We start from the raw sequence: 25647 nt of genomic DNA, 5'->3' as shown, positions 1-25647 counted from the left end.
CCGGGCGGACAGCCGTGCTTACCGTTGATCCCAGCTGGGCAGTAACCCGGCTTCGCGGACTTCGGCCAGCGACGGCGCAGCCGCATCCCGCTCGGAGAGCACCAGCGGGTGCTCGTCGGGCCAGTCGATATTGATCGCCGGGTCGGTGGCACAGATGGTGTGCTCGCGTTGGGGGTCGTACTCCGCTGAACACAGATACATCACCGTCGAATTGTCTTGCAGTGCAAGGAATCCATGCGCCAGCCCGGCGGCGAGATATATCGACCGGCGATCCCGGCCGTCCAGCAGCACCGCGTCCCAGCGCCCGTAGGTCGGGGAACCGACCCGGATGTCGACGACCACGTCGAAGACCGAACCCGACACGCAGGTCACGTATTTTGCCTGCCCAGGCGGCAGCTGGGCGAAGTGCAGGCCGCGCAGCACGCCGGCGCCCGACACCGAGCAGTTGGCCTGACGCAGGTCGAAACGGTGCCCGGCGAACGCGGTGAACTCTCGGTCGGTGAACCACTCGAAGAAGACCCCGCGGGAATCGGTGTGCTGAGTCGGGGTGAGCTCCCACGCCCCCGGGATGGTCAGTTCGCGCGCGTCCATGTCAGCGTCCCAGCGTCGCGTAACGCACCTCGGCGGCCTCTTTCAGTGGGGCCCACCAGGATTCGTTGGCGCGGTACCAGTCAATGGTCTCGCGAAGGCCGGCCTCGAAGTCGGTGTGCTCCGGCTTCCAGCCCAGTTCGTCACGCAGCGCAGACGGGTCGATCGCATACCGCAAATCATGACCGGGGCGGTCGGCGACGTGGTCGAAGTCATCGGGGTCGTGGTCCATCAGCCGCAGAATGGTCTGCAGCACACTGCGGTTGTCGCGCTCCCCGTCGGCACCGATCAGGTAGGTGCGCCCGATATGGCCGCCGGTCATGATCTGCCAGACGGCGCTGTTGTGGTCGTCGACGTGGATCCAGTCGCGGACGTTGGCGCCGCTGCCATACAGCTTGGCCCGGCGACCGGTGAGCAGGTTGGTGATCTGGCGTGGGATGAACTTCTCCACGTGCTGATACGGCCCGTAGTTGTTGGAGCAGTTCGAGATCGTCGCGCGCACCCCGTAAGAGCGCACCCAGGAGTGCACCAGTAGATCGGCGGCGGCCTTGGTCGATGAGTACGGGCTGGAGGGGTGGTACGGCGTCGTCTCGGTGAACCGGCGCGGGTCGTCGAGGGCCAAGTCGCCGTACACCTCGTCAGTGGAGACGTGGTGCAGTCGTACCCCATGGGCGCGCACCGCCTCCAGCACGGTGAAGGTGCCGATCACGTTGGATCGCAGGAACGGCTCCGGGTCGGCCAGCGCGTTGTCCACGTGGGTTTCGGCGGCGAAGTGCACCACCGCGTCGGTCTCGGGATCCAGCTCGGCGATCAGCCGGCCGACCAGCGCAGCATCGGTGATGTCGCCCTGCACCAACCGGAACCGGCCAGCCTGGGAATCCAAGCCGTCCAGCGATTCGCGGCTGCCGGCGTAGGTCAGCGCGTCCAGCACGGTGATCGTGGTGCCGGGGCGCTGCGCCAGCGTGCTGTGCACGAAGTTGGCGCCGATGAACCCGGCGCCACCAGTGACCAGCAGATGCATGGGGCAACCCTATCGGTGCCGGTTCGCTGCCATCGGCTAACGCGGCGTCAACCCCAGCGGACCGGCCAGCTCCGTCAGCGTCGGCAGCAGTTTCTTCCAGCCGCCCAGCACCTGGATCGTCACCTGATCCGCGCCGGCCTCCAGGTGTTCGCCCAGGCGGGCGGCGATCTCGTCGGCGGTGCCGTGCGCCACGACCGCGTCGATCAGCCGGTCACTGCCCGGCGCGCGCACGTCGCGGTCGGAAAAGCCCAGTCGGCGCCAGTTGTTGACGTAGTTGGACAGCCGCAGGTAGAAGCCGACCGCCTCACGTCCGATCTCGCGGGCCGCGGTGGCATCCGTGGAGAGAACCACCTTGTGTTCGGGCGCCAGGAACACCGACGGTCCGACCAGCTCGCGCGCGCTCGCGGTGTGCTCGGGAGTGGTCAGGTAGGGGTGCGCACCGGCGCTGCGCTCCGCCGCCAACTGCAGCACCTTGGGACCCAGTGCGGCCAGCACCCGGCGGCTGGTCGGCACCGAGGCCTCGTCGAGCGCGTCCAGGTAGTCGGTCAGGGCGCGGTAGGGGCTGCGGTACTCGGCGGTGGCCTCGGAGTGGCCGACGCCGATGCCGAGCAGGAACCGATCCGGGTAGGCGGCTTCGATACGGTGGTAGGACTCGGCGACCTGCCCGGCCAGTGCGGACCAGATGTTGACGATCCCGGTGGCCACCTGCAGGGTCGAGGTCGCCGCCAGCAGCGGCTCGACGAACGCCAGGTCGGCGGCCGGCGAGCCGCCCACCCAGATCGCGCCGTAGCCCAGCCGCTCGATCTCGGCGGCCTGCTCAGGGGTGGGGGATCCGAAGGTCCACACCGCGTAGCGGCCCAGGTCGGGTTTGAGTGCGAACGTGTCCGACATCGTGACTCCTGTGCTCCTGGTAGTTACTCGCTGCGCTGCGGATACGAGTTGTCGACCGGTGGGGGTTCGGTGGCCTTGGGGCGCAGCATGGCCGCCACGTCCACCCCGGATGCCTTCAGCGTCTCCAGCACCTTGGCAATGCCCAACGGACTGATACCCAGCAGACCGCCGATCGCATCCTGAGCATCGCCGGCACCGCCGACGATCGACAGCCGCTCGATGTCCGACAGCGGCGCGGCTGCGGCCTGGGTGGCCGCAACCACCGAGGCCAACACGTCGGGGAGCATCAGCATGCGGGCCGCCTCCGCGGTGTAGCTGTTGAGGGCGTTGGCGATCTCCTTTTTGCCCTCGGCTTCGGCAAGCAGCTTGGCCTTGGTGCCCTCGGCCTCGGCGACCAGACTCGCCTTGGCGCCGTCGGCTTCGGCCTGGCGTTCCACCCGCAGCGCGTCAGCGGCCGCCTTGCGCGCGTCGGCTTGGGCTTCACCGGCCTGTCGGGCCGCCTCCGCCTGGGCCTGAGCCGCCAGGATCGCGGCCTGGCGCTGCCCCTCGGCACGGGCCACATCGGCCTGCCGCTGCGCCTCGGCGGGGGCGATCACGTCGGCCTGCAGCGCGGCCTGGGCCTGCTCGGCGCGACGCTGCTCCACCTCAATGCGGGCCTGCACCCGGGCGGCCTCGGCCTGCTCGACGGCGATCCCGACGTCCTTCTCGGCGCGAGCGTGCGCCAGCGGACCGGCCTGGTCGGCCTGCGCGTTCTCGGCCTCGGTCTGGGCACGCAGCCGGGCCAGCTCGACGTCGCGCTTCTGATTGGCGGTGGCGATCGCGGTGTCGGCTTCGGCCTGGGCGACCGCCCCCGCCTGACGGGCCTTGGCCGACTGGATCTGGGCGTCCCGCTCGGCTTCGGCGGTGCCGACCGTGGCGTCGCGTTTCACCTCGGCGATGCGGCGCTGACCCAGCGATTCGAGATAGCCGTTGCGGTCGGAGATGCCGGCGATCTTGAGGACGTCGACTTCCATGCCGATGCGGGCCAGGTCGGTGCCGGCTTCCTCGACCACGCTGCGGGCCAGCGTGTCGCGGTTGGAGTTGAGATCCTCAACGGTCATCGTCGCGGTGATGCCGCGCAGGCTCCCGGCCAGGATGTCATTGATCTGGCGCTGTAGCTCGTCGAGATTCGACGTCAGAAAGCGCTGCACCGCGGTCTGCACGGCTTCGTCGGCCGAGCCGATCCGGACCAGACCGACTGCCTCCACGTTGACCGGCACCCCGTTGTTGGACAGCGCGTTCTGCAGGTTGATGCTGACGTTGAACGGCTCCAGCGACATGATGTCGACCCGTTCGATACCCGGCATCCGGAACCTGGCCCCGCCACGCACCACCTTCGGCTGGCCGCGCCCGGTGAACACCGCGACCTCGTTCGGCGGGACCTTGATGTAGTTCTGGACGTAGATCATCGGCACCACGACCAGCAACAGCAGTGCTGCGATGGTGCTGATGGTCACGATCAAGACAAGCGACACGATTACTGCCTCTCCGGCTGAGTTACTGAGCGGGTACTGCGACGACGTGCAGGTAATCGGCGTCGACATCGGCGATGTAGACGCGGGTGGCTTTGGCAAGAGTCTGCGGTTCCGGGCTGATCGCCCGGGACCGGACCCGGTTACCGTCGGGGTCGACGAACGCGACTTCGCCCCACCCGCCGGGCGGCACGTCGATCGTCACCGTGCCCAACAGGCCGATGTAGGCCGACCGCCCGTGCTGGGAGTTGGATTCCTGTCGCCGCAGGTAGGGCAGCACAACGCCGTGCAGGATGAAGGCCAGCGTGACTCCAGTGCCGAGCCCCAGCGCACCCGCGGGCAGGGCGCCGAACCCGGCCCAAGTCCCCACCAACCCGCCGGCACCCGTTCCGACCAGGGCGGCGGACATTCCGGTGAGGCTCAGGAACGGCATCCCATCGTGCCCGATATCGGTCAGCAGCAAGGCCGTGAGCAGTGCGATCGCACCGACGGCGAATGCCGCCAGGTACACAACCGTCACCACGCCTCCTGTAGATCGAACGGCGCCACTTCACCAATTGTCAGGGCCATCCTCGCATGCCGCTGCCGCGCGTGAACCCGGCGTTTTAGCGAGGCTCGACGGAGGAGAGGCGAAGCTGGGAGCGCCGCATGAACCCGCGTTTTTGGCGTGGGGGCCGGATGCGGGTATCGTAGGTCGACGGTGCGGCGTCCGTCGTCGACTCTTGCGTGCCCAGTCTGAGATTCTTGGGGTTCTACCTGGAATTTCCTGTCACCGGCCCACGTTTTGCAGTCGTAGTCGATGCTGCGCTGTGGCGGGCGCATGCACACGCGACAAGTAAGTCAGACACGGAGGATCGCCGGAGAGTAATGGCCAAAAAAGACGGTGCAATCGAGGTCGAGGGTCGAGTGGTCGAACCCCTGCCCAATGCGATGTTTCGCATTGAGCTGGAGAACGGTCACAAGGTGCTCGCCCACATCAGTGGCAAGATGCGGCAGCACTACATCCGGATCCTGCCCGAAGACCGGGTGGTCGTGGAGTTGTCTCCCTATGACCTGTCCCGGGGACGCATCGTCTACCGGTACAAGTAGCTCCCGACCGCCGTCGAAGTACGTCAACCAGCGATTAGAACAGGACCACAGCAGCCGTGAAGGTGAACCCCAGCGTCAAGCCGATCTGCGACAAGTGCAGGGTGATCCGTCGGCATGGCCGGGTCATGGTGATCTGCTCGGACCCGCGCCACAAGCAGCGCCAGGGCTAGCAGTCGCCGGCCCGGCGCAGCCGGGCACCAGCCACAACTGAATGCAGACCTCCCAGTACCAGTGAGCGGATAGGCCGCTCACACACGCCCGGATCGGAGGCCGGGCCCCGGAGCTTTTAGCCGGGAACGGGCTGGGATCACAACCTCCGTAACGAAAATGAAAGGGGCATGCCCCCATGGCTCGACTTGTGGGCGTCGACCTGCCGCGCGATAAGCGCATGGAGATCGCGCTGACCTACATTTACGGCATCGGCCGTACTCGCGCAGGCGAAATCCTGGCCGCGACCGGTATCGACAAGGACCAGCGCAGCAAGGACCTGACCGACGACCAGCTCACCCAGTTGCGTGACTACATCGAGCGCAACCTGAAGGTTGAGGGCGACCTGCGCCGCGAGGTGCAGGCCGACATCCGTCGCAAGATTGAGATCGGCTGCTACCAGGGTCTGCGGCACCGTCGCGGTCTGCCGGTGCGCGGCCAGCGGACCAAGACCAACGCGCGCACCCGTAAGGGCCCGAAGCGCACCATCGCCGGTAAGAAGAAGGCCAGGTAATCGTCATGCCACCGAAGAAAGCGACCGGCCCCAAGAAGGGTCAGAAGACCCGGCGGCGGGAAAAGAAGAACATCCCGCATGGTGCCGCTCACATCAAGAGCACCTTCAACAACACGATCGTGACGATCACCGACCCGCAGGGCAACGTGATCGCATGGGCATCGTCGGGCCACGTGGGCTTCAAGGGCTCGCGTAAGTCCACCCCGTTCGCCGCGCAGCTGGCCGCCGAGAACGCGGCCCGCAAGGCGCAGGAGCACGGCGTGAAGAAGGTCGACGTGTTCGTGAAGGGCCCGGGTTCGGGCCGCGAGACCGCGATCCGTTCGCTGCAGGCCGCCGGCCTGGAGGTCGGTGCGATTTCTGACGTCACGCCGCAGCCGCACAACGGCTGCCGTCCGCCCAAGCGGCGCCGGGTCTAGGAGGTTTAGGAAAAGATGGCTCGTTACACCGGACCCGCCACCCGCAAGTCCCGCCGGCTGGGCGTTGACCTCGTCGGCGGCGACCAGGCATTCGAAAAGCGGCCCTACCCGCCCGGCCAGCACGGTCGCGCGCGGATCAAGGAAAGCGAATACCGGCTGCAGCTGCAGGAGAAGCAGAAGGCGCGCTTCACCTACGGCGTGATGGAGAAGCAGTTCCGTCGCTACTACGAGGAAGCCGTCCGTCGTGGCGGCAAGACCGGCGAGGAGCTGCTGCGCATCCTGGAGAGCCGGCTGGACAACGTGGTTTACCGCGCCGGTCTGGCCCGCACCCGTCGGATGGCCCGTCAGCTGGTCAGCCACGGCCACTTCACCGTCAACGGTGTGAAGGTCGACGTGCCCAGCTACCAGGTGTCGCAGTACGACATCATCGACGTCAAGGACAAGTCGATCAACACGGTGCCGTTCCAGATCTCCCGTGAGGTCGCCGGCGACCGCCCGATCCCGGGCTGGCTGCAGGTGGTCGGGGAGCGTCAGCGCATCCTGGTCCACCAGCTGCCCGAGCGCGCACAGATCGACGTGCCGCTCACCGAGCAGCTGATCGTCGAGTTCTACTCGAAGTAACACAGCTCGGGGTCCCACCCCGAGTCCCCCAACCGGCATCAAATAGCGGGTGCCAGAAGGAGAAAGAACACCATGCTGATCTCGCAGCGTCCGACCCTGTCCGAAGAGGTCGTGGCCGACAACCGGTCGCAGTTCGTCATCGAACCGCTGGAGCCGGGATTCGGTTACACCCTGGGCAACTCGCTTCGTCGCACCCTGCTGTCGTCGATCCCCGGCGCGGCGGTCACCAGCATCCGCATCGACGGTGTGCTGCACGAGTTCACCACGGTCCCCGGCGTCAAGGAGGATGTCACCGACATCATCTTGAACCTCAAGGGCCTGGTGGTCTCGTCCGAGGAGGACGAGCCGGTCACCATGTACCTGCGCAAGCAGGGCCCGGGTGCGGTCACCGCCGGTGACATCGTGCCGCCGGCCGGCGTGACGGTGCACAACCCCGACATGCACATCGCCACCCTGAACGACAAGGGCAAGCTCGAGGTCGAGCTGATCGTCGAGCGCGGCCGCGGTTACGTCCCGGCCGTGCAGAACAAGGTGTCGGGCGCCGAGATCGGCCGCATCCCGGTCGACTCGATCTACTCGCCGGTGCTCAAGGTGACCTACAAGGTCGAGGCGACCCGTGTCGAGCAGCGCACCGACTTCGACAAGCTGGTGCTGGACGTCGAGACCAAGAACTCCATCACCCCGCGGGACGCGCTGGCCTCGGCCGGTAAGACCCTGGTTGAGCTGTTCGGGCTCGCGCGGGAACTGAACGTGGAGGCCGAAGGCATCGAGATCGGGCCGTCGCCGGCCGAGGCGGACCACATCGCGTCGTTCGCGCTGCCGATCGACGACCTGGACCTGACCGTGCGGTCCTACAACTGCCTCAAGCGTGAGGGTGTGCACACGGTCGGGGAGTTGGTCGCCCGCACCGAGTCCGACCTGCTCGACATCCGCAACTTCGGTCAGAAGTCCATCGACGAGGTCAAGGTCAAGCTGCACCAGCTCGGCCTGTCGCTCAAGGACAGCCCGGCCAGCTTCGACCCTTCGCAGGTGGCGGGTTACGACGTTGCCACCGGCACCTGGTCGGCCGACGCCGGGTACGACGAGCAGGACTACGCCGAAACCGAGCAGCTTTAATCGAATTCCGTCCCGGCCCTACCTGATACGGGGGCCGGCCCCATTTAGGAGAAGTCGCAATGCCCAAGCCCACCAAGGGCCCCCGCCTCGGCGGATCGTCCTCGCACCAGAAGGCGCTGCTGGCCAACCTGGCCACGTCGCTGTTCACTCACGGCCGGATCAAGACGACCGAGCCGAAGGCGCGGGCATTGCGGCCGTATGCCGAGAAGCTGATCACGCACGCCAAGAAGGGCACGCTGCACAACCGGCGTGAGGTGCTCAAGAAGATCCGTGACAAGGACGTGGTGCACTCGCTGTTCGCCGAGATCGCCCCGCACTTCGCGGACCGCAACGGTGGCTACACCCGCATCATCAAGGTGGAGCCGCGTCAGGGTGACAACGCCCCGATGGCCGTGATCGAGCTGGTTCGGGAGAAGACCGTGACCTCGGAGGCCGACCGCGCTCGCCGCGCCGCGGCCAAGGCGGCCAAGGCTGCCCCCAAGACCGAGAAGGCCGAGAAGCCCGCCAAGGTCGAGGAGAAGGCCGAAGAGCCGGCCGCCGAGGCTGACGCTGTCGAGGCCACTGAAGCTCCCGAGGCTGCCGAAGCCACCGAGGCCACCGAGGGTACCGACGAGTCCTGACGGCAGGGCCGAAGTCGTCCGGCTTCGGCTCGACATCGCCTACGACGGCACGGAATTCGCCGGCTGGGCGGTTCAAGCGGGACAGCGCACGGTCGCCGGGGTTCTCGACGAGGCTCTGACGACCGTGTTCCGCACTCCGGTGCGGTTGTTCGCGGCCGGACGCACCGACACCGGTGTGCACGCCACCGGGCAGGTGGCGCACGTCGATGTTCCGGATTCGGCACTACCACATGCCTATTCGCGGACTCGGCGGGATGGCGAACCGGAATTCCTGGCGCTCACACGGCGATTGGCGCGCTTCCTGCCGGTCGACGTCCGGGTGCTGCGGGTGCAGCGGACCGTTGCTGACTTCGACGCCCGGTTCTCGGCGCTGCGACGCCATTACGCCTACCGGTTGTCGACCGCGCCCTACGGGGTGGTGCCCCAGGAGGCTCGCTACGTCACCGCGTGGTCGCGTCCGCTGGACGTCGACGCGATGGCGCAGGCCTCCCGAAATCTGGTGGGGCTGCACGACTTTGCGGCGTTCTGCCGACACCGCGAGGGCGCGACCACCATTCGCGACCTGCAGCGCCTGGACTGGGTCCGCGACGGCGATCTGATCACCGCCCACGTCACCGCCGATGCGTTCTGCTGGTCGATGGTGCGCTCCCTGGTCGGGGCGGTGCTGGCGGTCGGGGAGCACCGGCGCGATGCCGCGTGGTGCGCTGATCTGCTGAATGCCGCCCGCCGGTCCAGCGACTTCACCGCCGCGCCGGCACGCGGGCTGACCCTGGTCGGCGTGGACTACCCGCCGGACGATCAACTGGGCGCGCGCACCATCATCACCCGGGACCTGCGTAAGCCGCGCTGATCGTCGCGAGATCGGGCTGACGCAGGTGGCTACTCGCACTTTTCCTGCGAGAGCGGGATTTCGCGGTTGCTACCCCTACAGCAGGCCGGCGACGAACGAGGCGGCCTGATTGGTCATGCCCGGGGTGTAACCCGAGTGCGCGGAGAACATGCGCCCGGGGGAGCAGACCGGGTCACCATCGGTGCACAGGTCGATCGTCTTGAACCCGTACACGGGGCTATTGGTCAGCGGTTGCCCGATCTTGTTCGACGGGTTGCCGAACACGGCGATCGCCGCGACGTGGTCGGCGGCCTCGGGCGGCAGCGGTGCGGTGAAACCGAAGCCGGGCACCGGTGCCGCGGCCACGATGTCGATGATCGCCGCGCCCTGCGAGTACCCCCCGAGGACCAGGCGAGTGTTCGGGCAGTTCTCCACCATCCACATGATGTGGCCGCTGGCGTCGTTGGCGCCGTCGGCGGCCCGGCCGAAGTCATAGCTGGCCGGATAGTTCACCGCATAGGCGCCGACCGACCGGGACGTCTGCCCCCGCAGGGCGCCGACCAGCCCGTCGCCCACCCGGCCCAGACCCGGCGGCTCGCTGGTGCCGCGGGCGAACACCACCTCGACGTCCGGGCAACCGTCAGCGGAGGCCGTCGGCATCGACGACGCGTTGGGGACCACCAGCAGCGCTGCGGCAGCGGCGCCGGCCGCCACGATTCGGAGTGCCTTCATGGTGAACGATAGTAGCGAAAATAAGCCTTGACTAGCTAACTAAACCGGGGTGGGCCCGATCACGGCGCCAGGGTCAGCGTCGGCTCCGGGCCCGCGGCCCGCAGCCGTCCGGCGATGAAGTTCGCCGCCTGGCTGGTCAGCGCCGGAATGTAGCCGTCGGTGTGATCGGTCCATTCGTTGCCCGGGCCTTCGTGGCAGATCGGGTCACCCGGGTTGCACAGGTCGAGGGCCTTGGAGCCGAACAGGGCGCTCTGCACGCTGATCGGACCGCCGGTGCGGTCGGCGGGGTTGCCGAACGTGGTCACCGCCACCACCTGATCGGCATACTGGGCGGGCAGCTGGTTGCCCCAGCTGATGCCGCCCACCTGTGTACCGGTGACGATGTCGATGACCGAGGCGCCCTGCGAGTAACCGCCCAGCACCAACTGGGTGTCCGGGCACACGTCGGCCGCCGCCTTGACCCGCTTGATCACGTCATTGGCGCCGTCGCCGCCACCCAGCTGCAGCCGGCCGGCGGGGTAGTTGACCGCATACTCGTCGACCTTCTTCGAGGTCTGCTGGCGCAACGAGTCGATCAGGGCCCGGCCGACCCGGCCGACGCCCGGGGGCTCGCTGGTGCCGCGGGCGAAGATGACCTCGACGTCCGGGCAGTCGTAGGCAGACGCCACCGGGGCGACGCTCGGCGCTACGGCCGGGAGCGTCAGCAGTGCGCCTGCCGTCAATGTTGCGGAAAAGATGCTGCTCAGCTGAACAAAACGCATACCCGAGATCGTACCGAAGCCTGAGTTCGATACCGACGGGCCTGTGGATGGCCGAGTACGGCCGCACCGGTCTCACGATTAGCGTGTGGCCGATATGGCCGGGCGATCGACGACGCAGCTCCAGCTCAGCGCACACCGCTTCCTGGCCCGCCGGATGGAACGGGCACTGCGGTGCGGGCAGGTCACCGGCGCCCCCGCGCCGGGCCGGGGCGCCCTGGGCCTGGGGTGGCTGCTCAGTGTGGTCGCGGCCGCCGGCGCGGTGGTGCTGGCAGCGGTATGGCCGCAGCCGGCCCTCGGCGACGCGCCCATCGTGCTGGACCGCGCGACCGGGGCGCTCTATGTCCGGATCGGCGACACGATGCATCCGGTGTACAACCTCGCTTCGGCTCGGCTGATCACCGGTGCGGCCGACCCGCGACCGGTGGACGGCAAGGCGGTCGGCCTGGCCCGGCGCGGGCCGCCGCTGGGCATCCCGGGTGCGCCGAGCGTGCTCGGGGCGACACTGCCGGACGCTGTGACGTGGTCGCTGTGCCAGGACTCCGCGGGCACCATCCTCATCGTCGGAGCCGACCCGCTGCCATCTGCCCGCCTTGACCCGCAGCAGGCGGTGCCGGTCAGCTCCGAGTCCGGGGCACGTTATCTCCTCGTCAACGGACGACGGGTTGCGGTCGACCCTGCCGACTCGGTGCTGGACTCCGCCGTGCCAAGACGTGTCTCGGCGTTGCTGCTCAACGCGATCCCCGAAGCCCCGCCGGCCGCGCCGGCCCGTCACAGGAGGGTGGGCTCGGCCCCGGCCACGCTGTGCGCGCACTGGCGAGCCGACGACCCGGCAGGGGCCACCCTGTCGAGCGGGGTGCGCCTGCCGGCCGGGGAGACGCCGACAGTGCTGGCCCAGGCAGACGGGCCGGGCCCCGCGCTGGACGGGGTCTACCTGCCCGCGGGGCACAGTGCCTATGTGCGCGCGGCCGACACCTCCGGTCGCGCTGGCGGGGTCGGCTATCTGATCGCCGACAGTGGGGTGCGGTTCACCGTTGACGACGACGATGCCGCGCGCAGGCTGGGGCTGCCTGCGGTGGCCGCCGGCGTGCCGTGGCCGATGCTGGCCGGTTTGCCGGCCGGCCCCCGGCTCAGTCGGGATCAAGCGCTGCTGGGTCGCGACGTGGTTTCCGGCCCGACAGCGCCCGGCCGGTGACGGCCGCCAGGAGCAACGCCAGTAGGGCAGCGGTGCCGGTGATCGCGGTGCGCAGCCCGGCGGGGGAAGCTTCGGCGGTAGGTTCGAGGTCAACCGGGTCAGGGCTCGGCGGAGGTGCGGCCGGCCGGGACGGTTCGCGGGCCATTTCAAAGGTGAGCGCCGCCAACGGGTCCACCACACCGGCGCCGACAACGTCATCGCGCCCGCCCGGTGGGTGGTGCGCGGTGGCCTTGATCCGGTCCATCACCTGCCGCGGCGTCCAATCCGGGAACCGGGAGCGGATCAGCGCCGCCAGGCCACTGACCACCGGCGCGGCGTAACTGGTCCCGCGCAGCGCCGACCCGTCGAGGGTGTCGGCCATCGCATCGCCCACGGTGCTCAACGAGAGCACGGCCTCGCCGGGAGCGGCCACGTCGACCCACGGGCTGGGCAGGGTGAACGCCGAGGCAGCGCCGCGGGTGTCCACCGAGCCGACGGTCAGCACGTAGTCGTCGTACCAGGGCGGAGTGACGATCATGGGTTCCTCAGTGCCGCAGCCCTCGTCGGTGTTGCCCGCCGCCGCGACGACGACGCTGTTCTTGACCTCGACCGCATACGCCAGGGCGGCGCCCAGCGCCCGGTCGTCGAGGCCGGAGCTTGCCGGCCGGCAGGCCACCGCGGAGATGTTGATCACCGACGCGCCCAGGTCGGCCGCGGTGCGCACCGCCTTGGCCAGCGTGTCGACATCGCCGATGCCGGGGGCATTGCCGGGGGTGGCGAACCTGGCGCTGGACGCGCGAATCCCGATCACGGTGGCCAACGGCGCCACGCCGCTGAACCGGTCGGTTGCGGGATCCGGTGCGGCCGCGACGATTCCGGCGACCAGGGTGCCGTGCCCGTCGCAGTCGCGAGTGCCGTCGCCGGTGGAGACGTAGTCGCCGCCACCGACCAGGCCGGGCAGCCGCCGGTGCGCCGCAACGCCGGTGTCGATCACCGCGACCCGCTGGCCGGCCCCGCGGCTGAGAGCCCAGACCGCGGCCAGGTCCAGCCCGTCGAGCTGAGCCGGTGTCCCACCGGGCCCCAGCGAGCCCACCGTGCACACCGCACGCTGCACGGTGGGGTGTGGCGGAGCGGCCGGCGCCGGGGCGGGCAACAGGGCGCGGTCGACGGGCGGCGGTGCGACCGCGTTGGCCGGTGGTGCGGCCGTTGCCGCTGCGATCGTGGCGGCCGCTACCAGCCGAGCGATCCGGGTGCGCGGCACGGGTCAGCCCAGACTCAGTCCGCGGGCCACGCTGTACAAGCCGCACAGCCAGCAGGTCAGCGGCGCCAGCGAGCCGAGCGCCACGGCCTCCGCGACTTCGGCGCCACGCCGGATCAGCGGGGACGCGGCCGGCGCGACGAAGCCGAGACCGATCGCCGCCGCGGCCAGCACTGCGGCCAGCACCGCCGGCCACTGCCTCGCCGTGGTGCTCGCCGCGCCGAGCAGGCCGATGGCCGATGTGGCGGCACCGCCGGCGACCAGCGCCGCGATCTGCACGCCATCGGTGTGCGAGCGGGCTCGCAGTGCTACCGCCATACCGGCCGTCGCCGCGAACGCCGCGCAGACCATGGGGGGCGCCCCGGCAACCGGTGCTCCGGCGACCACCGCGGCGGCACCCAGAGTCACCAGTGCCGCGGCCGCCGCCACCAATCCCGTCAGCAGATCGTGCGCCTGGCCCACCTGCGACGGCACGGAGTCTTCCCGTCCGAACAGCCCGGTGGCCGCGGCCGCCACTCGGCCGGCGACGCGGATCATGCCGACTCCGGCGGCAGCCGCCACGGCTCCCACCCGGGGCAGTGCGATTCCGGTCGCCGTGACGGTCATTCCCGCGACCGCGCCCAGTACTGCCAGCCCGGCCAGGCAGCACAACGTCGTGCGTACCGGTCCGCCACAACCACTGGGCGGGACGGTCAGCAGGGCGACCACCCCTGCCGTCGCGACCGCCAACAGTGCGTGGGGGACGCCGGGACCACGGGGTATCACCACGAAACCGGCCACCCCGGCCAGCCCGGAGGCCGTCAACGCGGCACTGAGCCGGCGCGCCGCCGGACTCCAGGGCCGCTCCATCGCCCGGACCGCAGCTGCCACCTGTTCGGCCGGATCGTCGAACCGCACCCGCGGAGCGCGGCATTCGGCGTGGGTCAATACCAGCGTCGAGCCATCGCGGATACCTTGTTGGGAAAGGGTTTTCGTTCCGTCCAGTGCATTTCCGCCCGGCTCGGACAGGCGATAGGGGCGCAGCAAATCCGGGCTGGTCCGGTGCGGCATCAGGTCCAGGACAGCCGCGATCAGGGCCGCCACCGGCACCCCGGACGGTAGCGTCAGATCGGCGTGCGCGGTGTCGGCGTGTACTGCGACCCGGTACAGGCCGGAATCCGGAATCGACACGTCGCGTTCCCCTTTCGGCTTCGTTGGTCGCACGCTACTGACCCGGCGGGCGAGAGGTTTTCGGCTATCCACAGCTGACTTGCCGGTGGATTTGGCGCTGTCTACGGTGTGCCGATGACCGGCCCCGCGCCGACCGTGATCCCGCCCCCGCCGCCATCGCGGGGTGAAATTGCTGTCGCTGCGGCGCCACCACTGCCGGAATCCGAGCCGCGGATGATTCTGACCCGGTTGCTGCCGGCCGTCATGGCGGTGGGGATGCTGGCCGTGACCGCGGTCGCCTACCGCTCGGGAGTCGCGGCCCCACGCAGCCCGGTATTCGCACTGTTCCCGCTGATGATGCTCACGTCGGCGGTGGCGTCCGTATTGGCCGGGCGAAACCGTGGACGTGGCAACGACATCGATGACGACCGCGATAGTTACCTGGCCTATCTCGCCGGGTTGCGTGAGTCCGTGGCCGGCAGTGCTGCGGCCCAGCGCGCATTTGCGCTGTGGTTGCATCCGGAGCCGCGCGCACTCTGGGCGTTGGCCGGCGGGCCCCGAATGTGGGAGCGCGGACCCGGTGACCCCGAGTTCGGCTCGGTGCGGGTGGGGATCGGCCCAGCGGTCCCGGCCCGTCGACTGGTGGCACCACCGCGCGATCCGTCGCGGCGGGTCGATCCGGTCACCGATTCCGCGCTGCGACGTTTCCTGGACGCCTACGCCGCGGTGCCCGACGTACCTGTCGCTCTGACGGTGCTGGGACCGGCCCCGCTGCTGCTGGTCGGCGATACCGAGCGCGCACGCGGACTGCTGCGCGCGCTGCTCTGCCAGCTGGCTGTGCTGCACGCCCCCGATGCGCTGCTGATCGCGGCCGTGGCCGGCCAGCATACGGGTGACTGGGATTGGTTGAAATGGCTTCCGCACCACCAGCATCCGTCGGACACCGATGTCGTCGGACCGCTGCGGCTGAGCTACCCCGATCTGGCTGCCGCCGAAAACAGCCTGGCCGGTCGCAGGGCCGTGGTGGTCAGCGACGACACAGCCGGTCTAAGGGTGGCCGAGTTAGGCGCCCGAGGCGACGCTCGCCGCCTGCACGTGACCGCGACAACGTTGCGTGACTCCGACGGCCACCTTGGTCGGCCGGACTTTCTCGCCCTCGCCGACGCGGTGGTGTGCGCGCAGCGACTGGCCGCGCACCGGGCCGTCGGCTCCGGCGGCGGCGGCCAGTGGGCACACCTGTTGGGCATCGGCGACATCGACCGCTTCGACCCGCCGGCTCGATGGTCCGATGTGTCCGCACAGCGGTTGTGCGTCCCGATCGGCACCGACGCCAGTGGAGACCCGGTGTGGCTGGACATCAACGAAGCCGCCGAGCGAGGCAGCGGGCCGCACGGACTGTGTGTCGGCGCCACCGGCTCGGGCAAGTCGGAGTTCCTGCGCACCCTGGTACTGGGCATGACGACCCAGCATTCACCAGAGGACCTGAACCTGGTGCTGGTCGACTTCAAAGGCGGCGCAACCTTTCTCGGCTTCGAGCAGACCAACCATGTCTGCGCGGTCATCACCAACCTCGGCGAGGAGGCCCCGCTGGTGGAACGGATGTACGACGCGCTGGCCGGCGAGATGCAGCGGCGCCAGCAACAGCTGCGCGACGCTGGGGTGCCGGGCGTCGCCGCATACCGGCAGGCCCGAACCGCGCAGCCGCAGCTACCGCCCCTGCCGGCACTGCTGGTCATCGTCGACGAATTCTCCGAACTGCTCCACCAGCACCCTGACTTCCTCGACCTCTTCGTCGCCATCGGCCGGCTGGGCCGGTCGCTGGGAATGCATCTGCTGCTGGCCAGCCAGCGGCTCGAGGAGGGCAGGCTCCGCGGTCTGGAATCGCACCTGTCCTACCGGGTGTGCCTCAAGACCATGTCGGCCGCCGAATCCCGGATCGTGCTGGGCACCACCGACGCGCACGAACTGCCCACCACCCCCGGAGTCGGGTTCCTGCGGATCGCCGACGGTACGGTGCGGCGATTCCAAACCGCCTACGTCTCCGGGATGTACCGGCCTACCCGGTCGGATCCCGTCGCGGTACGCCCGTTCACCGCTGCGCCGCTCGGTGCCGTCCGGGAAGCGGCCGACTCGGCGGGGCGCACCGTGCTCCAGGCAATGTTGCAGCGATTGTCCGGACACGGTCCCGCGGCGCGACAGATCTGGCTGGCGCCCCTGGGAGATTCGCCGACTCTGGGATCGCTCCTCGCCGCGGACTACGTCGATCTGACGGTTCCGGTCGGAGTCGTCGATCGGCCCTTCGAACAACGCCGGACTACCTTGTCGCTCCGGTTGGACGGCGCCGCCGGACATGTCGCCGTGGTGGGCGCCCCGCAATCGGGCAAGTCGACCGCACTGCACACCCTGATCGCCGCGCTGTGCGCCACTCACGACGCGACCCGGGTCGCGCTCTACTGCTTGGACTTCGGTGGCGGGGAGCTCTCCGCGGTCCGGGCCCTGCCGCACGTCGGGGCGGTCGCCGGCGTTGGGCAACCGGACCTGGTCCGGCGGGTGATCGCGGAGATGGAGGCCATCGTGGCGCGGCGCGAAGCCCAGCGAGCCGGCCGCATCGCGGACGACGCAGGCCCGGCCCCGGACTTCTTCCTGGTGATCGACGGATGGGCTGCGCTGTGCCGGGAATTCGACGTGGAAGCCAGGATTGTCGCGCTGGCCGCCCGCGGCCTGTCGTACGGCGTGCACGTGATGCTTGCCGCGTCGCGGTGGGCCGAGGTGCGGCCCGCGTTGCGGGACCTGATCGGCACGCGCGTCGAGCTGAGGCTGGGGGATCCAGCCGAATCGGAACTGGACCGGCGCCAGGCCCAGCGGGTGCCGCACGGCCGGCCCGGACGCGGCCTGACCCGCGATGGCATGCACATGCTGCTGGCCCGTCCGCACGGCTGGGAACCGAAGCGGCACCCCGATGACGCCGTCGCCCCACCGATCCGGCTGCTACCGGCCATCATCGACCGGACCGAACTGGCCGTCGGCGATCAGCCGGTGCTGGGACTCGACGAACGCGGACTCGATGTCGTCACAGTAGATTTCGGCCGGCAGCCGCACCTGCTGATCCTGGGCGACAGCGAGTGCGGCAAGACCTCGGTGCTGCGAGCGCTGTGCCGGGAGCTGGTGCGGACCCACCCCGCCGGGCAGGCTCGACTACTGCTGGTCGACTACCGGCGCGGCCTGCTCGATGTCGTTCCGCCCGGATACTTGGCCGGCTACGCGATGTCTCGGCCCGCGCTGACCACGCTGCTGCCAGACCTGATCGACCAGCTGTCCGAGCGGATGCCCGGTGCCGACCTCAGCCCGCAACAGCTGCGCGCCGGGTCCTGGTGGTCCGGCCCCCAGCTGTACGTGGTGGTCGATGACCACGACCTAGTGGCCGCCGCCACCGGCAATCCGCTGGCACCACTGCTGGAATACCTGCCGCACGCCGGGGATCTCGGGCTGCACCTGATCGTCGCCTGCCGCGGCGGCGGAGCGGCCCGGTCGATGTACGAACCGATGCTGACCGCGCTGACCGATCTGGGCGCGATGAGGTTGGTGATGAGCGACTTGGTCGGCAATGCCGCGGACACCGCGTTTAACCCGGTTCGTCCGGCTCCGCTGCCACCCGGGCGCGGCACCCTGATCACCCGAGCCGACGGTGAACGGCTCGTGCAGGTGGCGTGGGAACCATGAGCCTCGGGCATCGGGCGGTGATCGAGGCCGGTCCCGCAACCATCCGCCGACGGTGTTGTGGCGGTGTCGAATCGGCCGATGCTGCGGCGGCGCTGGAGTGGATCGATGACCCGGTCGGGCTGGTCGACGGGCAACCGGTGGCGGTGCCAGAGCTGCTGCGTGAGGTGCTGACCTGCCCGCTGCCTGTTGAGTCGGTCGAGCTCATCCACCCGTCGTGGTGGCCGGCCCGACGGGTGGACCTGCTCACCACCGCGGCGCGCGGCATAGCCGGTGACGTCATCACCCGGACACGGTCAACGTTGCTGGCCAACGTATTTCAGGCAGCGACGGTTGTTGAGATCGCCGCCGGCCTGGTGGCCGTCACCGGCGATGGTAGCGCCGACGTGGTCGCCGAGCCGCGCATCGGTGCTCCCGACGAGGTCGCCGACGCGGTGGCGCACTGGGTGCTGGCGACGGCTCGGGACCATCCCGGCGCCGTCGTGATCGACGCACCGGCTGGAGTCGGTGGTGTGGCGGCGCTCGCGACGATGATCGAGCAGCGGCTGCGGCCGCGGCTGCGCGCGACCGTGGTCGATCAGCTGCCGCCGATCCACCGCACGGTCGATGCGCCGGTCGCCGAGTCGGCCCCCGCCAGGCGCCGGCTGCGGCTCACCCCGGCGGTCGTGGTCGGCAGTGCGGTCGCGTTGGCCGTCCTGATGCGCCACGACGCTCGGCCGCAGACCGCGGACCCCGTGACGTACCTAGTGGAAAACCATGTAGCGGTGCAGGTTCCGGCGGACTGGGCGACACGACGGGTGACCGGCGGGCCAGGATCGGCTCGGGTGGAGGTGGTCTCGCCGAGCGACCCGCAGCTGGTGCTGCACCTCACCCAAGCGCCGGCCGCCGGCGACACCCTGACCGCCATCGCAGAGCCGTTACAGCAGGCATTGCAACTCGCCAACGCCGAGATGCCCGGAGTGTTCGTCGGGTTCGACCCGGCAGGCTCCAGCGCGGGACGGCCCGCCGTGACCTACCGCGAGATTCGCAACGGTCATCACGTCGACTGGGCCGTCTTGGTCGACCACGCGGTGCGCATCGGCATCGGATGCCAGAGCGGACCGGGAGACGACGACGCGCTGCGAGCGGTGTGCGAGCAGGCGGTGCGCTCCGCGCACGCCGTCAGCTGAGGGCGGGTGTCACCGGGAACCGGTGCGGGACTTTCGCCACTGGCTGGGCGAGACGCCGTGTGCCTGGCGGAACTGCCTGGTGAAGTAGGCCGCGTCGGGCAGTCCGACTCGCTGGCCGATCTCGGTGATCGGCAGTCGGGTGTCGGTCAGCAGGCGGCGGGCCTCGCCCTCTACCGCGAGGGTGCGCGTCTGCACACGACACGCCGCGCAGAATCGTGCGTTTGCGCACGCTCGCCGTGGTCCGGGCGAGTGGTTACAGCAGCGCGCCGATCAGCATGAGCGGGGCGAGTCCGACCAGCGCTGCCAGCGGTTCGCCGATCGCGTCGAGTGGGTTGCCGGCGGCCATCTCGGTGTTGAAGAGCTCCACGGCGAGCGGTGGCAGGGTGAACAGCAGCGCCCCGGCCATGTCGACCGGCGGCAGCCCGGTGTGGCCCAGCGACAATTCCTGGAAGCCCTCGGTGAACCAGTTCGCCGCGCCGTTGAGGAACGTCGACAGGTAGTTGGAGATGTCTTCCTGCGATCCGTCGAGGTTGAAGGCGGCTATCGCGGAGTTGATGATCGGACCGAGTACGTAGTCCATCGTCTCAGGCGAGATCAGTTGGTAATTGGTGGGATCCATAAGGGTTTTGAACGCGTCCTGGACCCCTTGTTGTAAGCCATTCAGCAGCGCGTCGGGGACTTGGTCGAGCACGCTTTGGTCCGGCAGAAACCCCATCGGGGTGGGCACATCGGCGTATCCCGACCAGCTGTCGGTGACGCTGCCGTAGCCCAGGTTGATCAGCACCGACAGGGCCGGCTGCAGCAAGTCGGCCAGGGGATTGCCGAGGAACGGGAGCAGCCGCAGCGGGGCCAGCAGCGGCAGGCTGGCCGACTCGATCATGAAGTAGTTCGTCAGTCCGTCTTCGGTCGAGGTCGGCAGCGCAATCGCGTCGGCGATCTGTTCGGGCGTCAAGCCCAGATAGGCGGAGTGGTTGAAGATGATGCCCAGGTAGGCGTTGATGTCGGCCAGGAAGTTGATCGGGTACTGCGGGAAGTGCGCGAAACCGTCGTACTCGTAGGTGTAGATATCGGTCGGGGAGACGTCCGAGGGCGTGGCACCGCTGAATGTCAACCCCAGGGTGGTGGCAACGGGGTTGGAGCCCTCCGGCAGCGCGAACCGCTCCAGCATGCCGCCGTTGGGGTTGCTGGGGTCGCCCAGCAGCACGAAATGGACCTCTTCGGGGTCGATGCCGTTGCCGGCCAGCTGCGACATCAGCAGCGAGTCGAGGGTGGAGCTCTGCGAGTAGCCGCCGACCACCACCGGGTTGTCCGCGCTGACGCCGCCGGCGGCGATCTGCGCTGTGATCGCGTCCACCATGATCTGCACGCCCTGGGCCGTCGAGTTGTCGAACGTCATGCTGAACGGGCCGGTGAAGGGGTACAGCGATTCCGGCGTCGTCACCGCCTGGGTTGAGCCGGTGAAGCCGCGGGGCGCCAGATACAGCTCGGCGAAAGCATCCAGCCAGCCCTGACTGGGTGTGGCGACAAAGCTGGCACCCGGGATCAGTGCGGTCCCAGAGCCCAACGGCGAATCGATGCCGGCGAGCATGACCTGGCGGGCCGGGGGCGGGGCGGGCAACGGTTCGGCCGGGCCGACGGCGATCAGGCCGGAGCCGACGATCGCGATACCGGTCGTGAGGTAAGTGCGCAGCGCAGCCCCCATGTCCCCTCCTCGGCCAAACGGACGGTCACCGTTGGGGTCAAACTATTCCTCTGATCGAGTCAGGATGTCGCCGAGGTCCACATTTTCGTGCGCGCCACGCCGGGTCTCCACACCTCGAGGGAACCGATCCGACCCCGCCGCCGTCGAACAGACATCAACGCGAACCAACGGCAGGGGGAGATGTGACCACATCCAGTTCGGCACCCGCAGGCACCACCACACTCAGCGCCGACTTCGACGTCATGCTCGCCGTCGCGGCGGCCACCGACGCCCGCAATGAGGAGATCCGGGGGATGCTGCAGGCGTTCGTCGGCCGGATGCGGGCCGTACCGCCCTCGGTGTGGTCGGGCCTGGCGGCCGTTCGGTTCCAGGACGTCGTGGACCGCTGGAACTGCGAATCCTTGAAGCTGCACCACGCGCTGGCGCGCATCGCCGAGACCATCCGCGACAACGAACGTGCGCTGCGTGAAGTCGCCCAGGCCCACTCGCACCACATCGTCGCCGCCGGCGACGGAATCTGAGCGGAACCGGATATGGACGCCGCACTGTCGTACAACTTCGACGAGATCGAATATGCCGTCCGTCAGGAGATCCACTCGACGGCCGCCCGACTCAACGCAGCGCTGGAGGAGCTGCGGTCGCAGATCGCGCCCCTGCAACAGGTATGGACGCGGGAGGCCGCCGGTGCCTACCACGCAGAGCAGCTGCGATGGCAGCACGCCGTCAGCGCGCTGAACCAGATCCTGTTCGACCTGGGCAGCGCCGTGCGTGACGGCGCCGCCGATGTCGCCGACGCGGATCGTCGCGCCGCGGGAGCTTGGGGGAGGTAGGAGAGGCCACCCCCGAATGCGGTGTGGCCCCGATGGAGGAGAGCCAACGGGGCCACACCGGCTCCCGAGGCAGCGTCAGCGCGGCCCGGTATGCCTGACGGCCACGCGCCGCTAGCTGGTTCATCTCGGCCAAGGTTGCGTCGACGTAGAGCAACTGTTCAGCGTTGCGGTCATCCATGTCAGGAGGCGATCTCCAACTGGCGTCGATCACGATTCACCCGGTGCTGCAACAACTCATTGGATTTCAGTTCGTTGGTGGTGATGATGTCGACCGGGCAGGCCAGCAGCTCGGCGAGGGCGTCTTCGAGGCCGACGTAATCGGTGAAGGAAGCGGTGGGCGCCGGCTCGATCAACACGTCGAGATCGGAGCCGGGTCGGTCATCGCCGCGCGCCACGGAACCAAAGACCCAGGCGCGGTTGATGGGGTAGCGGGCGAGCAGTTCAGCTATCCGATCGCGGTGTCGCTCCAGCAGCTCACCGGGTCGCACAGTGTTGACCAGCCGCGGCTCGAGCCGAAAACCTGCCGCAGTGAGTAGTCGTTCAAGCATCGCAACAGAGGGCTGTTGCCTGCCGGCCTCAATGTTGGCCACGGTTGACTGTGGGACGCCGGCAGCTCGCGCAAGGTCGCGCTGGGACATGCCCCGTCGCTGGCGGGCTTCGCGCACGAGTGCGGCGGACGTCCCCCTCGGCGATTGGGCGCTGGCCCCTGACATGGCTTCATGATAGCGGATCCACTATCGCAGGCCTCTCCGGTCCCGTTTTGACCCGCCCCGATCACCGCCGGTAAGCTGCACCGTTGGCGTGCGGTGCCTCCTGGCACAGCGGGTCCTCGGGTCACTGTCGGTCGCCGAGAACCACCCCGCCGTCGACGCCAGACCGGCACCCGGCTCGCACCGGGATCCGCAAGAACCGGGAAGACCCGGCTCGAGTTGAAAAGAAGAGGTAAGCGCTGTGCCCACCTATGCGCCGAAGGCGGGTGACACCACACGGTCGTGGTATGTCATCGACGCCACCGACGTGGTGCTCGGCCGGCTCGCCGTTGCGGCAGCAACCCTGCTGCGCGGCAAGCACAAGCCGACATTCGCGCCGAACGTTGACGGCGGTGACTTCGTCATCATCATCAACGCCGACAAGGTCGCCATCAGCGGCGACAAACTGCAGAAGAAGATGGCTTACCGCCACTCGGGCTACCCGGGCGGGCTGCGCAAGCGCAGCATCGGTGAGCTGATGGAGACCCGTCCCGACCGTGTCGTGGAGAAGGCGATCCTCGGGATGATCCCGCACACCAAGCTGGGTCGTCAGATTCAGCGCAAGCTGCACGTCTACGCCGGGCCGGTGCATCCGCACACCGCCCAGCAGCCGATCCCGTTCGAAATCAAGCAGGTGGCGCAATGACCGAGACGGCATTTGAAGGTACTGAGGCTCCCGAGGTCGACGAAACGGTCGAGGTTGTCGAGACCGTAGAGGTGCACGAAGAGGTCGCGCCGGCTTACGAGCCGCACGACCTGGGTCGTCCCATCCAGACCGTCGGCCGCCGCAAGGAGGCCGTGGTGCGGGTGCGGCTGGTGCCCGGCACCGGCAAGTTCGACCTGGACGGGCGCACCCTGGAGGCCTACTTCCCGAACAAGGTGCACCAGCAGCTGATCAAGGCTCCGCTGGTCACCGTGGACCGGGTGGACAGTTTCGACGTCTACGCCCACCTCGACGGCGGCGGCCCCTCCGGCCAGGCCGGTGCGTTGCGGCTGGCTCTGGCCCGCGCGCTGATCATCGTCCAGCCCGAGGACCGGCCGGCGCTGAAGAAGGCCGGCTTCCTGACTCGTGACCCGCGGGCCACCGAGCGCAAGAAGTACGGTCTCAAGAAGGCCCGCAAGGCTCCGCAGTACAGCAAGCGCTGATCTGCGATTGCACTCTGGCAGCGAGTTGGGGGTGCCTTCCGCACGCGGAAGGTGCCCCCGGCTTGCGTTTGAGGGTGCGTGTTTCCGGTCCGATACCGGCGTGTCGGGCCGGAAACACGCACGCTCGCGGCGATAAAGGATAGTTATGGGTCGACTTTTCGGCACCGACGGCGTCCGCGGGGTTGCCAACCGCGAGCTGACCGCCGAACTGGCAGTCGCCCTGGGCGGCGCGGCGGCGCAGCGGCTCGCCCTAGGCACTGGGCGGCGGGTGGCCGTCGTCGGCCGTGACCCACGGGCCAGCGGCGAGATGCTGGAGGCCGCGGTCATCGCCGGGCTGACCAGCCAAGGCGTCGACGCCCTGCGCACCGGCGTGCTGCCGACCCCGGCAGTGGCCTATCTGACCAGCGCATATGAAGCCGACTTCGGAGTGATGATCTCCGCGTCGCACAACCCGATGCCCGACAACGGCATCAAATTCTTCGGCCCGGGCGGACACAAACTCGACGACGCCACCGAGGACCAGATCGAAGACCTGGTGGCCGCCGGCCCTGGCCTGCGCCCGATCGGCGCCGAGCTTGGCCGGGTGGTGGACGCCAAGGATGCGCTGGACTGCTACCTGCGGCACCTGGGCGAATCCAATCCCACTCGGCTGGACGGCCTGACGGTGGTCGTGGACTGCGCTCACGGCGCGGCATCCGACGCCGCACCGCGGGCCTACCGGGCCGCCGGCGCCACCGTGATCACGATCAATGCTGAGCCCGACGGGCTCAACATCAACGAGGGGTGCGGTTCGACGCACCTGGAACCGTTGCGCGCCGCGGTGCTCGCCCACGGCGCCGACCTGGGCCTGGCACACGACGGTGACGCCGACCGCTGCCTGGCCGTCGATGCCGCCGGCAACGTGATCGACGGTGACGCCATCATGGTGGTGCTGGCTCTGGCCATGCGCGACGCCGGAGAACTGGCCGACGACACCCTGGTGGCGACCGTGATGAGCAACCTCGGGCTGCACCTGGCCATGCGCGAGGCCGGGGTTACCGTGCACACCACCGACGTCGGAGACCGCTACGTCCTCGAGCAGCTGCGGGCGGGCGGATTCACCCTCGGCGGTGAGCAGTCCGGTCACATCGTGCTGCCCCAGGTTGCCACCACCGGTGACGGCATCATCACCGGCCTGCGTCTGATGGCCCGAATGGCGCAGACTCGCACCCCACTGGCGGGCCTGGCTTCGGCGATGCGCACGCTGCCGCAGGTGCTGATCAATGTCGAGGTCACCGACAAGGCCGAGGCGGTGGGGCGCCCGGCGGTGCGCGACGCGGTGCTGCGTGCCAGCGAAGAACTCGGTGACTCGGGACGAATCCTGTTGCGCCCCTCGGGAACCGAACAGCTGGTCCGGGTGATGGTGGAAGCCTCCGACGAGGAGACGGCTCGCCGGATTGCGGCTGAGGTCGCCGACGCGGTCCGCACCCGGCGCTGAGCCCGGACACTCTGGCGAACCCGGGGGAACCGGTCCGGCGCTGTCGGCGTCCTACCCGTATGGGACGACAACAGCTCTACCTCGATGCCGCCGCGCTGCGCTCGGTGGCGGACCACCTCGATTCGACCGCGGGCGACGTCGATGCGGCCTCCCGTATCCGATTGGGCGGCTTGACATTCGATGGCAGCACTGCCGGACGCGACCATGTCGGGGCCGGGGAGGCGCTGCGTCGTGCCCTGCAGTCCTGGTTGCCCGAGCTGATGCGCTGGTCGCGGTCCAACACCGAGATCGCCACGGCGCTGCGAGTCGGGCTGGTGCGCTACGGGCAGGCCGAGGCCACCGCTACCGAGCGAGTCGGCTGAG

The 25647-nt window shown here is 69.1% G+C and carries 29 protein-coding genes; 17 read left to right on the top strand and 12 right to left on the bottom strand.

The features are described 5' to 3' along the window. Positions 1-18 precede the first annotated feature (18 nt). From rfbC to K3U94_RS18535, 5 genes are read right to left on the bottom strand one after another with little or no spacing between them, the layout of a single operon-like run. Positions 19-591, bottom strand: a complete 573-nt coding sequence (gene rfbC, locus K3U94_RS18555) for a dTDP-4-dehydrorhamnose 3,5-epimerase (protein ID WP_047320784.1) — start codon at positions 589-591, stop codon at positions 19-21. 1 nt (position 592) lies between these two features. After that, positions 593-1609: a dTDP-glucose 4,6-dehydratase gene (gene rfbB, locus K3U94_RS18550; protein WP_220694661.1), complete on the bottom strand. Its 1017-nt coding sequence runs from the start codon at positions 1607-1609 to the stop codon at positions 593-595. Positions 1610-1645: 36 nt separating this feature from the next. Continuing rightward, a complete protein-coding gene (locus K3U94_RS18545; RefSeq protein ID WP_220694660.1) occupies positions 1646-2500 on the bottom strand; it encodes an LLM class F420-dependent oxidoreductase in 855 nt (284 codons plus the stop codon). A 23-nt stretch (positions 2501-2523) separates the two neighbouring features. Continuing rightward, the gene (locus tag K3U94_RS18540) at positions 2524-4014 is read right to left on the bottom strand and encodes a flotillin family protein (RefSeq protein ID WP_220694659.1); all 1491 of its coding nucleotides are present in this window, start codon (positions 4012-4014) and stop codon (positions 2524-2526) included. A gap of 22 nt (positions 4015-4036) precedes the next feature. After that, positions 4037-4531, bottom strand: coding sequence for an NfeD family protein (locus K3U94_RS18535; RefSeq protein ID WP_047320813.1), 495 nt, complete (start codon positions 4529-4531; stop codon positions 4037-4039). Between the two features lie 347 nt (positions 4532-4878). Between K3U94_RS18535 and infA the strand changes: the two genes are divergently transcribed. The 8 genes from infA to truA all read left to right on the top strand — a co-directional run bounded on the left by infA (position 4879) and on the right by truA (position 9444). Continuing rightward, positions 4879-5100 (top strand): translation initiation factor IF-1, encoded by a 222-nt coding sequence (gene infA, locus K3U94_RS18530; protein ID WP_003418601.1) that lies wholly within the window; start codon positions 4879-4881, stop codon positions 5098-5100. Between the two features lie 56 nt (positions 5101-5156). Further along, positions 5157-5270 carry a 50S ribosomal protein L36 gene (rpmJ, locus tag K3U94_RS18525; RefSeq protein WP_003879483.1) on the top strand — a complete coding sequence of 38 codons (114 nt, stop codon included), beginning with the start codon at positions 5157-5159 and terminating at the stop codon, positions 5268-5270. A 176-nt stretch (positions 5271-5446) separates the two neighbouring features. Next, positions 5447-5821 carry a 30S ribosomal protein S13 gene (gene rpsM / locus K3U94_RS18520; RefSeq protein WP_046318640.1) on the top strand — a complete coding sequence of 125 codons (375 nt, stop codon included), beginning with the start codon at positions 5447-5449 and terminating at the stop codon, positions 5819-5821. Between the two features lie 5 nt (positions 5822-5826). Then, entirely contained in the window at positions 5827-6237 is a 411-nt protein-coding gene (gene rpsK, locus K3U94_RS18515; protein ID WP_046189661.1) for a 30S ribosomal protein S11, read from the top strand. Positions 6238-6252: 15 nt separating this feature from the next. After that, positions 6253-6858, top strand: a complete 606-nt coding sequence (gene rpsD / locus K3U94_RS18510) for a 30S ribosomal protein S4 (RefSeq protein ID WP_046284771.1) — start codon at positions 6253-6255, stop codon at positions 6856-6858. Between the two features lie 72 nt (positions 6859-6930). Next, entirely contained in the window at positions 6931-7974 is a 1044-nt protein-coding gene (locus K3U94_RS18505; RefSeq protein WP_220694658.1) for a DNA-directed RNA polymerase subunit alpha, read from the top strand. A gap of 59 nt (positions 7975-8033) precedes the next feature. Beyond that, positions 8034-8594 carry a 50S ribosomal protein L17 gene (gene rplQ, locus K3U94_RS18500; protein WP_047320789.1) on the top strand — a complete coding sequence of 187 codons (561 nt, stop codon included), beginning with the start codon at positions 8034-8036 and terminating at the stop codon, positions 8592-8594. Beyond that, entirely contained in the window at positions 8551-9444 is an 894-nt protein-coding gene (gene truA / locus K3U94_RS18495) for a tRNA pseudouridine(38-40) synthase TruA (protein WP_434084934.1), read from the top strand. The genes rplQ and truA overlap by 44 nt, the downstream gene beginning before the upstream one ends. A gap of 75 nt (positions 9445-9519) precedes the next feature. On the opposite strand, the gene K3U94_RS18490 is transcribed toward truA, so the two are convergent. Together K3U94_RS18490 and K3U94_RS18485 are read right to left on the bottom strand one after the other, a co-directional pair. Next, complete coding sequence (locus tag K3U94_RS18490; RefSeq protein WP_047320791.1) at positions 9520-10155, bottom strand: cutinase family protein; 636 nt, start codon at positions 10153-10155, stop codon at positions 9520-9522. A gap of 59 nt (positions 10156-10214) precedes the next feature. Then, positions 10215-10916, bottom strand: coding sequence for a cutinase family protein (locus K3U94_RS18485; protein ID WP_220694657.1), 702 nt, complete (start codon positions 10914-10916; stop codon positions 10215-10217). Positions 10917-11010: 94 nt separating this feature from the next. On the opposite strand from K3U94_RS18485, the gene eccB reads away from it, so the two are divergent. Beyond that, positions 11011-12108, top strand: coding sequence for a type VII secretion protein EccB (gene eccB, locus K3U94_RS18480; protein ID WP_220696866.1), 1098 nt, complete (start codon positions 11011-11013; stop codon positions 12106-12108). Here eccB and mycP read toward each other — a convergent pair. Together mycP and K3U94_RS18470 are read right to left on the bottom strand one after the other, a co-directional pair. Beyond that, the gene (mycP, locus tag K3U94_RS18475; protein WP_220694656.1) at positions 12044-13348 is read right to left on the bottom strand and encodes a type VII secretion-associated serine protease mycosin; all 1305 of its coding nucleotides are present in this window, start codon (positions 13346-13348) and stop codon (positions 12044-12046) included. The genes eccB and mycP overlap by 65 nt on opposite strands. Positions 13349-13351: 3 nt before the next feature. After that, a complete protein-coding gene (locus K3U94_RS18470) occupies positions 13352-14515 on the bottom strand; it encodes an EsaB/YukD family protein (protein WP_220694655.1) in 1164 nt (387 codons plus the stop codon). 114 nt (positions 14516-14629) lie between these two features. On the opposite strand from K3U94_RS18470, the gene eccCb reads away from it, so the two are divergent. Then, positions 14630-18214: a type VII secretion protein EccCb gene (gene eccCb, locus K3U94_RS18465; RefSeq protein ID WP_220694654.1), complete on the top strand. Its 3585-nt coding sequence runs from the start codon at positions 14630-14632 to the stop codon at positions 18212-18214. Next, the gene (locus K3U94_RS18460) at positions 18211-19380 is read left to right on the top strand and encodes a type VII secretion-associated protein (RefSeq protein WP_220694653.1); all 1170 of its coding nucleotides are present in this window, start codon (positions 18211-18213) and stop codon (positions 19378-19380) included. Before eccCb ends, K3U94_RS18460 begins: the two co-directional genes overlap by 4 nt. 9 nt (positions 19381-19389) lie before the next feature. On the opposite strand, the gene K3U94_RS18455 is transcribed toward K3U94_RS18460, so the two are convergent. Both K3U94_RS18455 and K3U94_RS18450 read right to left on the bottom strand, forming a co-directional pair. After that, positions 19390-19575 carry a helix-turn-helix domain-containing protein gene (locus K3U94_RS18455; RefSeq protein WP_220694652.1) on the bottom strand — a complete coding sequence of 62 codons (186 nt, stop codon included), beginning with the start codon at positions 19573-19575 and terminating at the stop codon, positions 19390-19392. 58 nt (positions 19576-19633) lie between these two features. Beyond that, positions 19634-21082, bottom strand: coding sequence for a PE-PPE domain-containing protein (locus K3U94_RS18450; RefSeq protein ID WP_220694651.1), 1449 nt, complete (start codon positions 21080-21082; stop codon positions 19634-19636). 182 nt (positions 21083-21264) lie between these two features. On the opposite strand from K3U94_RS18450, the gene K3U94_RS18445 reads away from it, so the two are divergent. Further along, the gene (locus tag K3U94_RS18445) at positions 21265-21603 is read left to right on the top strand and encodes a WXG100 family type VII secretion target (protein WP_220694650.1); all 339 of its coding nucleotides are present in this window, start codon (positions 21265-21267) and stop codon (positions 21601-21603) included. Between the two features lie 12 nt (positions 21604-21615). Beyond that, the gene (locus tag K3U94_RS18440; protein WP_047321595.1) at positions 21616-21912 is read left to right on the top strand and encodes a WXG100 family type VII secretion target; all 297 of its coding nucleotides are present in this window, start codon (positions 21616-21618) and stop codon (positions 21910-21912) included. 179 nt (positions 21913-22091) lie between these two features. Here K3U94_RS18440 and relB read toward each other — a convergent pair whose 3' ends face one another. Further along, entirely contained in the window at positions 22092-22625 is a 534-nt protein-coding gene (gene relB / locus K3U94_RS18435; RefSeq protein ID WP_082134305.1) for a type II toxin-antitoxin system RelB family anti-toxin, read from the bottom strand. Positions 22626-22863: 238 nt separating this feature from the next. Here relB and rplM point away from each other — a divergent pair, with 238 nt between their 5' ends. The 4 genes from rplM (at position 22864) to K3U94_RS18415 (ending at position 25646) form a co-directional block, all read left to right on the top strand. Then, positions 22864-23307: a 50S ribosomal protein L13 gene (gene rplM / locus K3U94_RS18430; protein WP_046191136.1), complete on the top strand. Its 444-nt coding sequence runs from the start codon at positions 22864-22866 to the stop codon at positions 23305-23307. Beyond that, positions 23304-23807 carry a 30S ribosomal protein S9 gene (gene rpsI, locus K3U94_RS18425; protein WP_047321597.1) on the top strand — a complete coding sequence of 168 codons (504 nt, stop codon included), beginning with the start codon at positions 23304-23306 and terminating at the stop codon, positions 23805-23807. The genes rplM and rpsI overlap by 4 nt, the downstream gene beginning before the upstream one ends. Positions 23808-23952: 145 nt before the next feature. Further along, on the top strand, positions 23953-25284 hold the full coding sequence (gene glmM, locus K3U94_RS18420) for a phosphoglucosamine mutase (protein ID WP_220694649.1): 1332 nt from the start codon (positions 23953-23955) through the stop codon (positions 25282-25284). A gap of 59 nt (positions 25285-25343) precedes the next feature. Beyond that, positions 25344-25646, top strand: a complete 303-nt coding sequence (locus tag K3U94_RS18415) for a type VII secretion target (protein WP_220694648.1) — start codon at positions 25344-25346, stop codon at positions 25644-25646. The last annotated feature ends 1 nt before the right edge of the window (position 25647 follow it).

Origin of the sequence: Mycolicibacter heraklionensis, assembly GCF_019645815.1 — a bacterium.
Lineage (GTDB): Bacteria > Actinomycetota > Actinomycetes > Mycobacteriales > Mycobacteriaceae > Mycobacterium > Mycobacterium heraklionense.
This window is presented reverse-complemented; position numbering and strand designations above follow the sequence as displayed.

Excerpts from the sequence above, each read along its gene's own strand:
- relB (WP_082134305.1), bottom strand. The coding sequence starts at position 22,625 with ATGTCAGGGGCCAGCGCCCAATCGCCGAGGGGGACGTCCGCCGCACTC.
- rpsD (WP_046284771.1), top strand. The coding sequence starts at position 6,253 with ATGGCTCGTTACACCGGACCCGCCACCCGCAAGTCCCGCCGGCTGGGC.
- rpsK (WP_046189661.1), top strand. The coding sequence starts at position 5,827 with ATGCCACCGAAGAAAGCGACCGGCCCCAAGAAGGGTCAGAAGACCCGG.
- rfbB (WP_220694661.1), bottom strand. The coding sequence starts at position 1,609 with ATGCATCTGCTGGTCACTGGTGGCGCCGGGTTCATCGGCGCCAACTTC.
- eccCb (WP_220694654.1), top strand. The coding sequence starts at position 14,630 with ATGACCGGCCCCGCGCCGACCGTGATCCCGCCCCCGCCGCCATCGCGG.
- K3U94_RS18415 (WP_220694648.1), top strand. The coding sequence starts at position 25,344 with ATGGGACGACAACAGCTCTACCTCGATGCCGCCGCGCTGCGCTCGGTG.
- glmM (WP_220694649.1), top strand. The coding sequence starts at position 23,953 with ATGGGTCGACTTTTCGGCACCGACGGCGTCCGCGGGGTTGCCAACCGC.
- rpsM (WP_046318640.1), top strand. The coding sequence starts at position 5,447 with ATGGCTCGACTTGTGGGCGTCGACCTGCCGCGCGATAAGCGCATGGAG.
- K3U94_RS18490 (WP_047320791.1), bottom strand. The coding sequence starts at position 10,155 with ATGAAGGCACTCCGAATCGTGGCGGCCGGCGCCGCTGCCGCAGCGCTG.
- K3U94_RS18450 (WP_220694651.1), bottom strand. The coding sequence starts at position 21,082 with ATGGGGGCTGCGCTGCGCACTTACCTCACGACCGGTATCGCGATCGTC.
- K3U94_RS18545 (WP_220694660.1), bottom strand. The coding sequence starts at position 2,500 with ATGTCGGACACGTTCGCACTCAAACCCGACCTGGGCCGCTACGCGGTG.
- rplQ (WP_047320789.1), top strand. The coding sequence starts at position 8,034 with ATGCCCAAGCCCACCAAGGGCCCCCGCCTCGGCGGATCGTCCTCGCAC.
- K3U94_RS18505 (WP_220694658.1), top strand. The coding sequence starts at position 6,931 with ATGCTGATCTCGCAGCGTCCGACCCTGTCCGAAGAGGTCGTGGCCGAC.
- rfbC (WP_047320784.1), bottom strand. The coding sequence starts at position 591 with ATGGACGCGCGCGAACTGACCATCCCGGGGGCGTGGGAGCTCACCCCG.
- K3U94_RS18440 (WP_047321595.1), top strand. The coding sequence starts at position 21,616 with ATGGACGCCGCACTGTCGTACAACTTCGACGAGATCGAATATGCCGTC.
- K3U94_RS18485 (WP_220694657.1), bottom strand. The coding sequence starts at position 10,916 with ATGCGTTTTGTTCAGCTGAGCAGCATCTTTTCCGCAACATTGACGGCA.
- K3U94_RS18460 (WP_220694653.1), top strand. The coding sequence starts at position 18,211 with ATGAGCCTCGGGCATCGGGCGGTGATCGAGGCCGGTCCCGCAACCATC.
- infA (WP_003418601.1), top strand. The coding sequence starts at position 4,879 with ATGGCCAAAAAAGACGGTGCAATCGAGGTCGAGGGTCGAGTGGTCGAA.
- rpsI (WP_047321597.1), top strand. The coding sequence starts at position 23,304 with ATGACCGAGACGGCATTTGAAGGTACTGAGGCTCCCGAGGTCGACGAA.
- eccB (WP_220696866.1), top strand. The coding sequence starts at position 11,011 with ATGGCCGGGCGATCGACGACGCAGCTCCAGCTCAGCGCACACCGCTTC.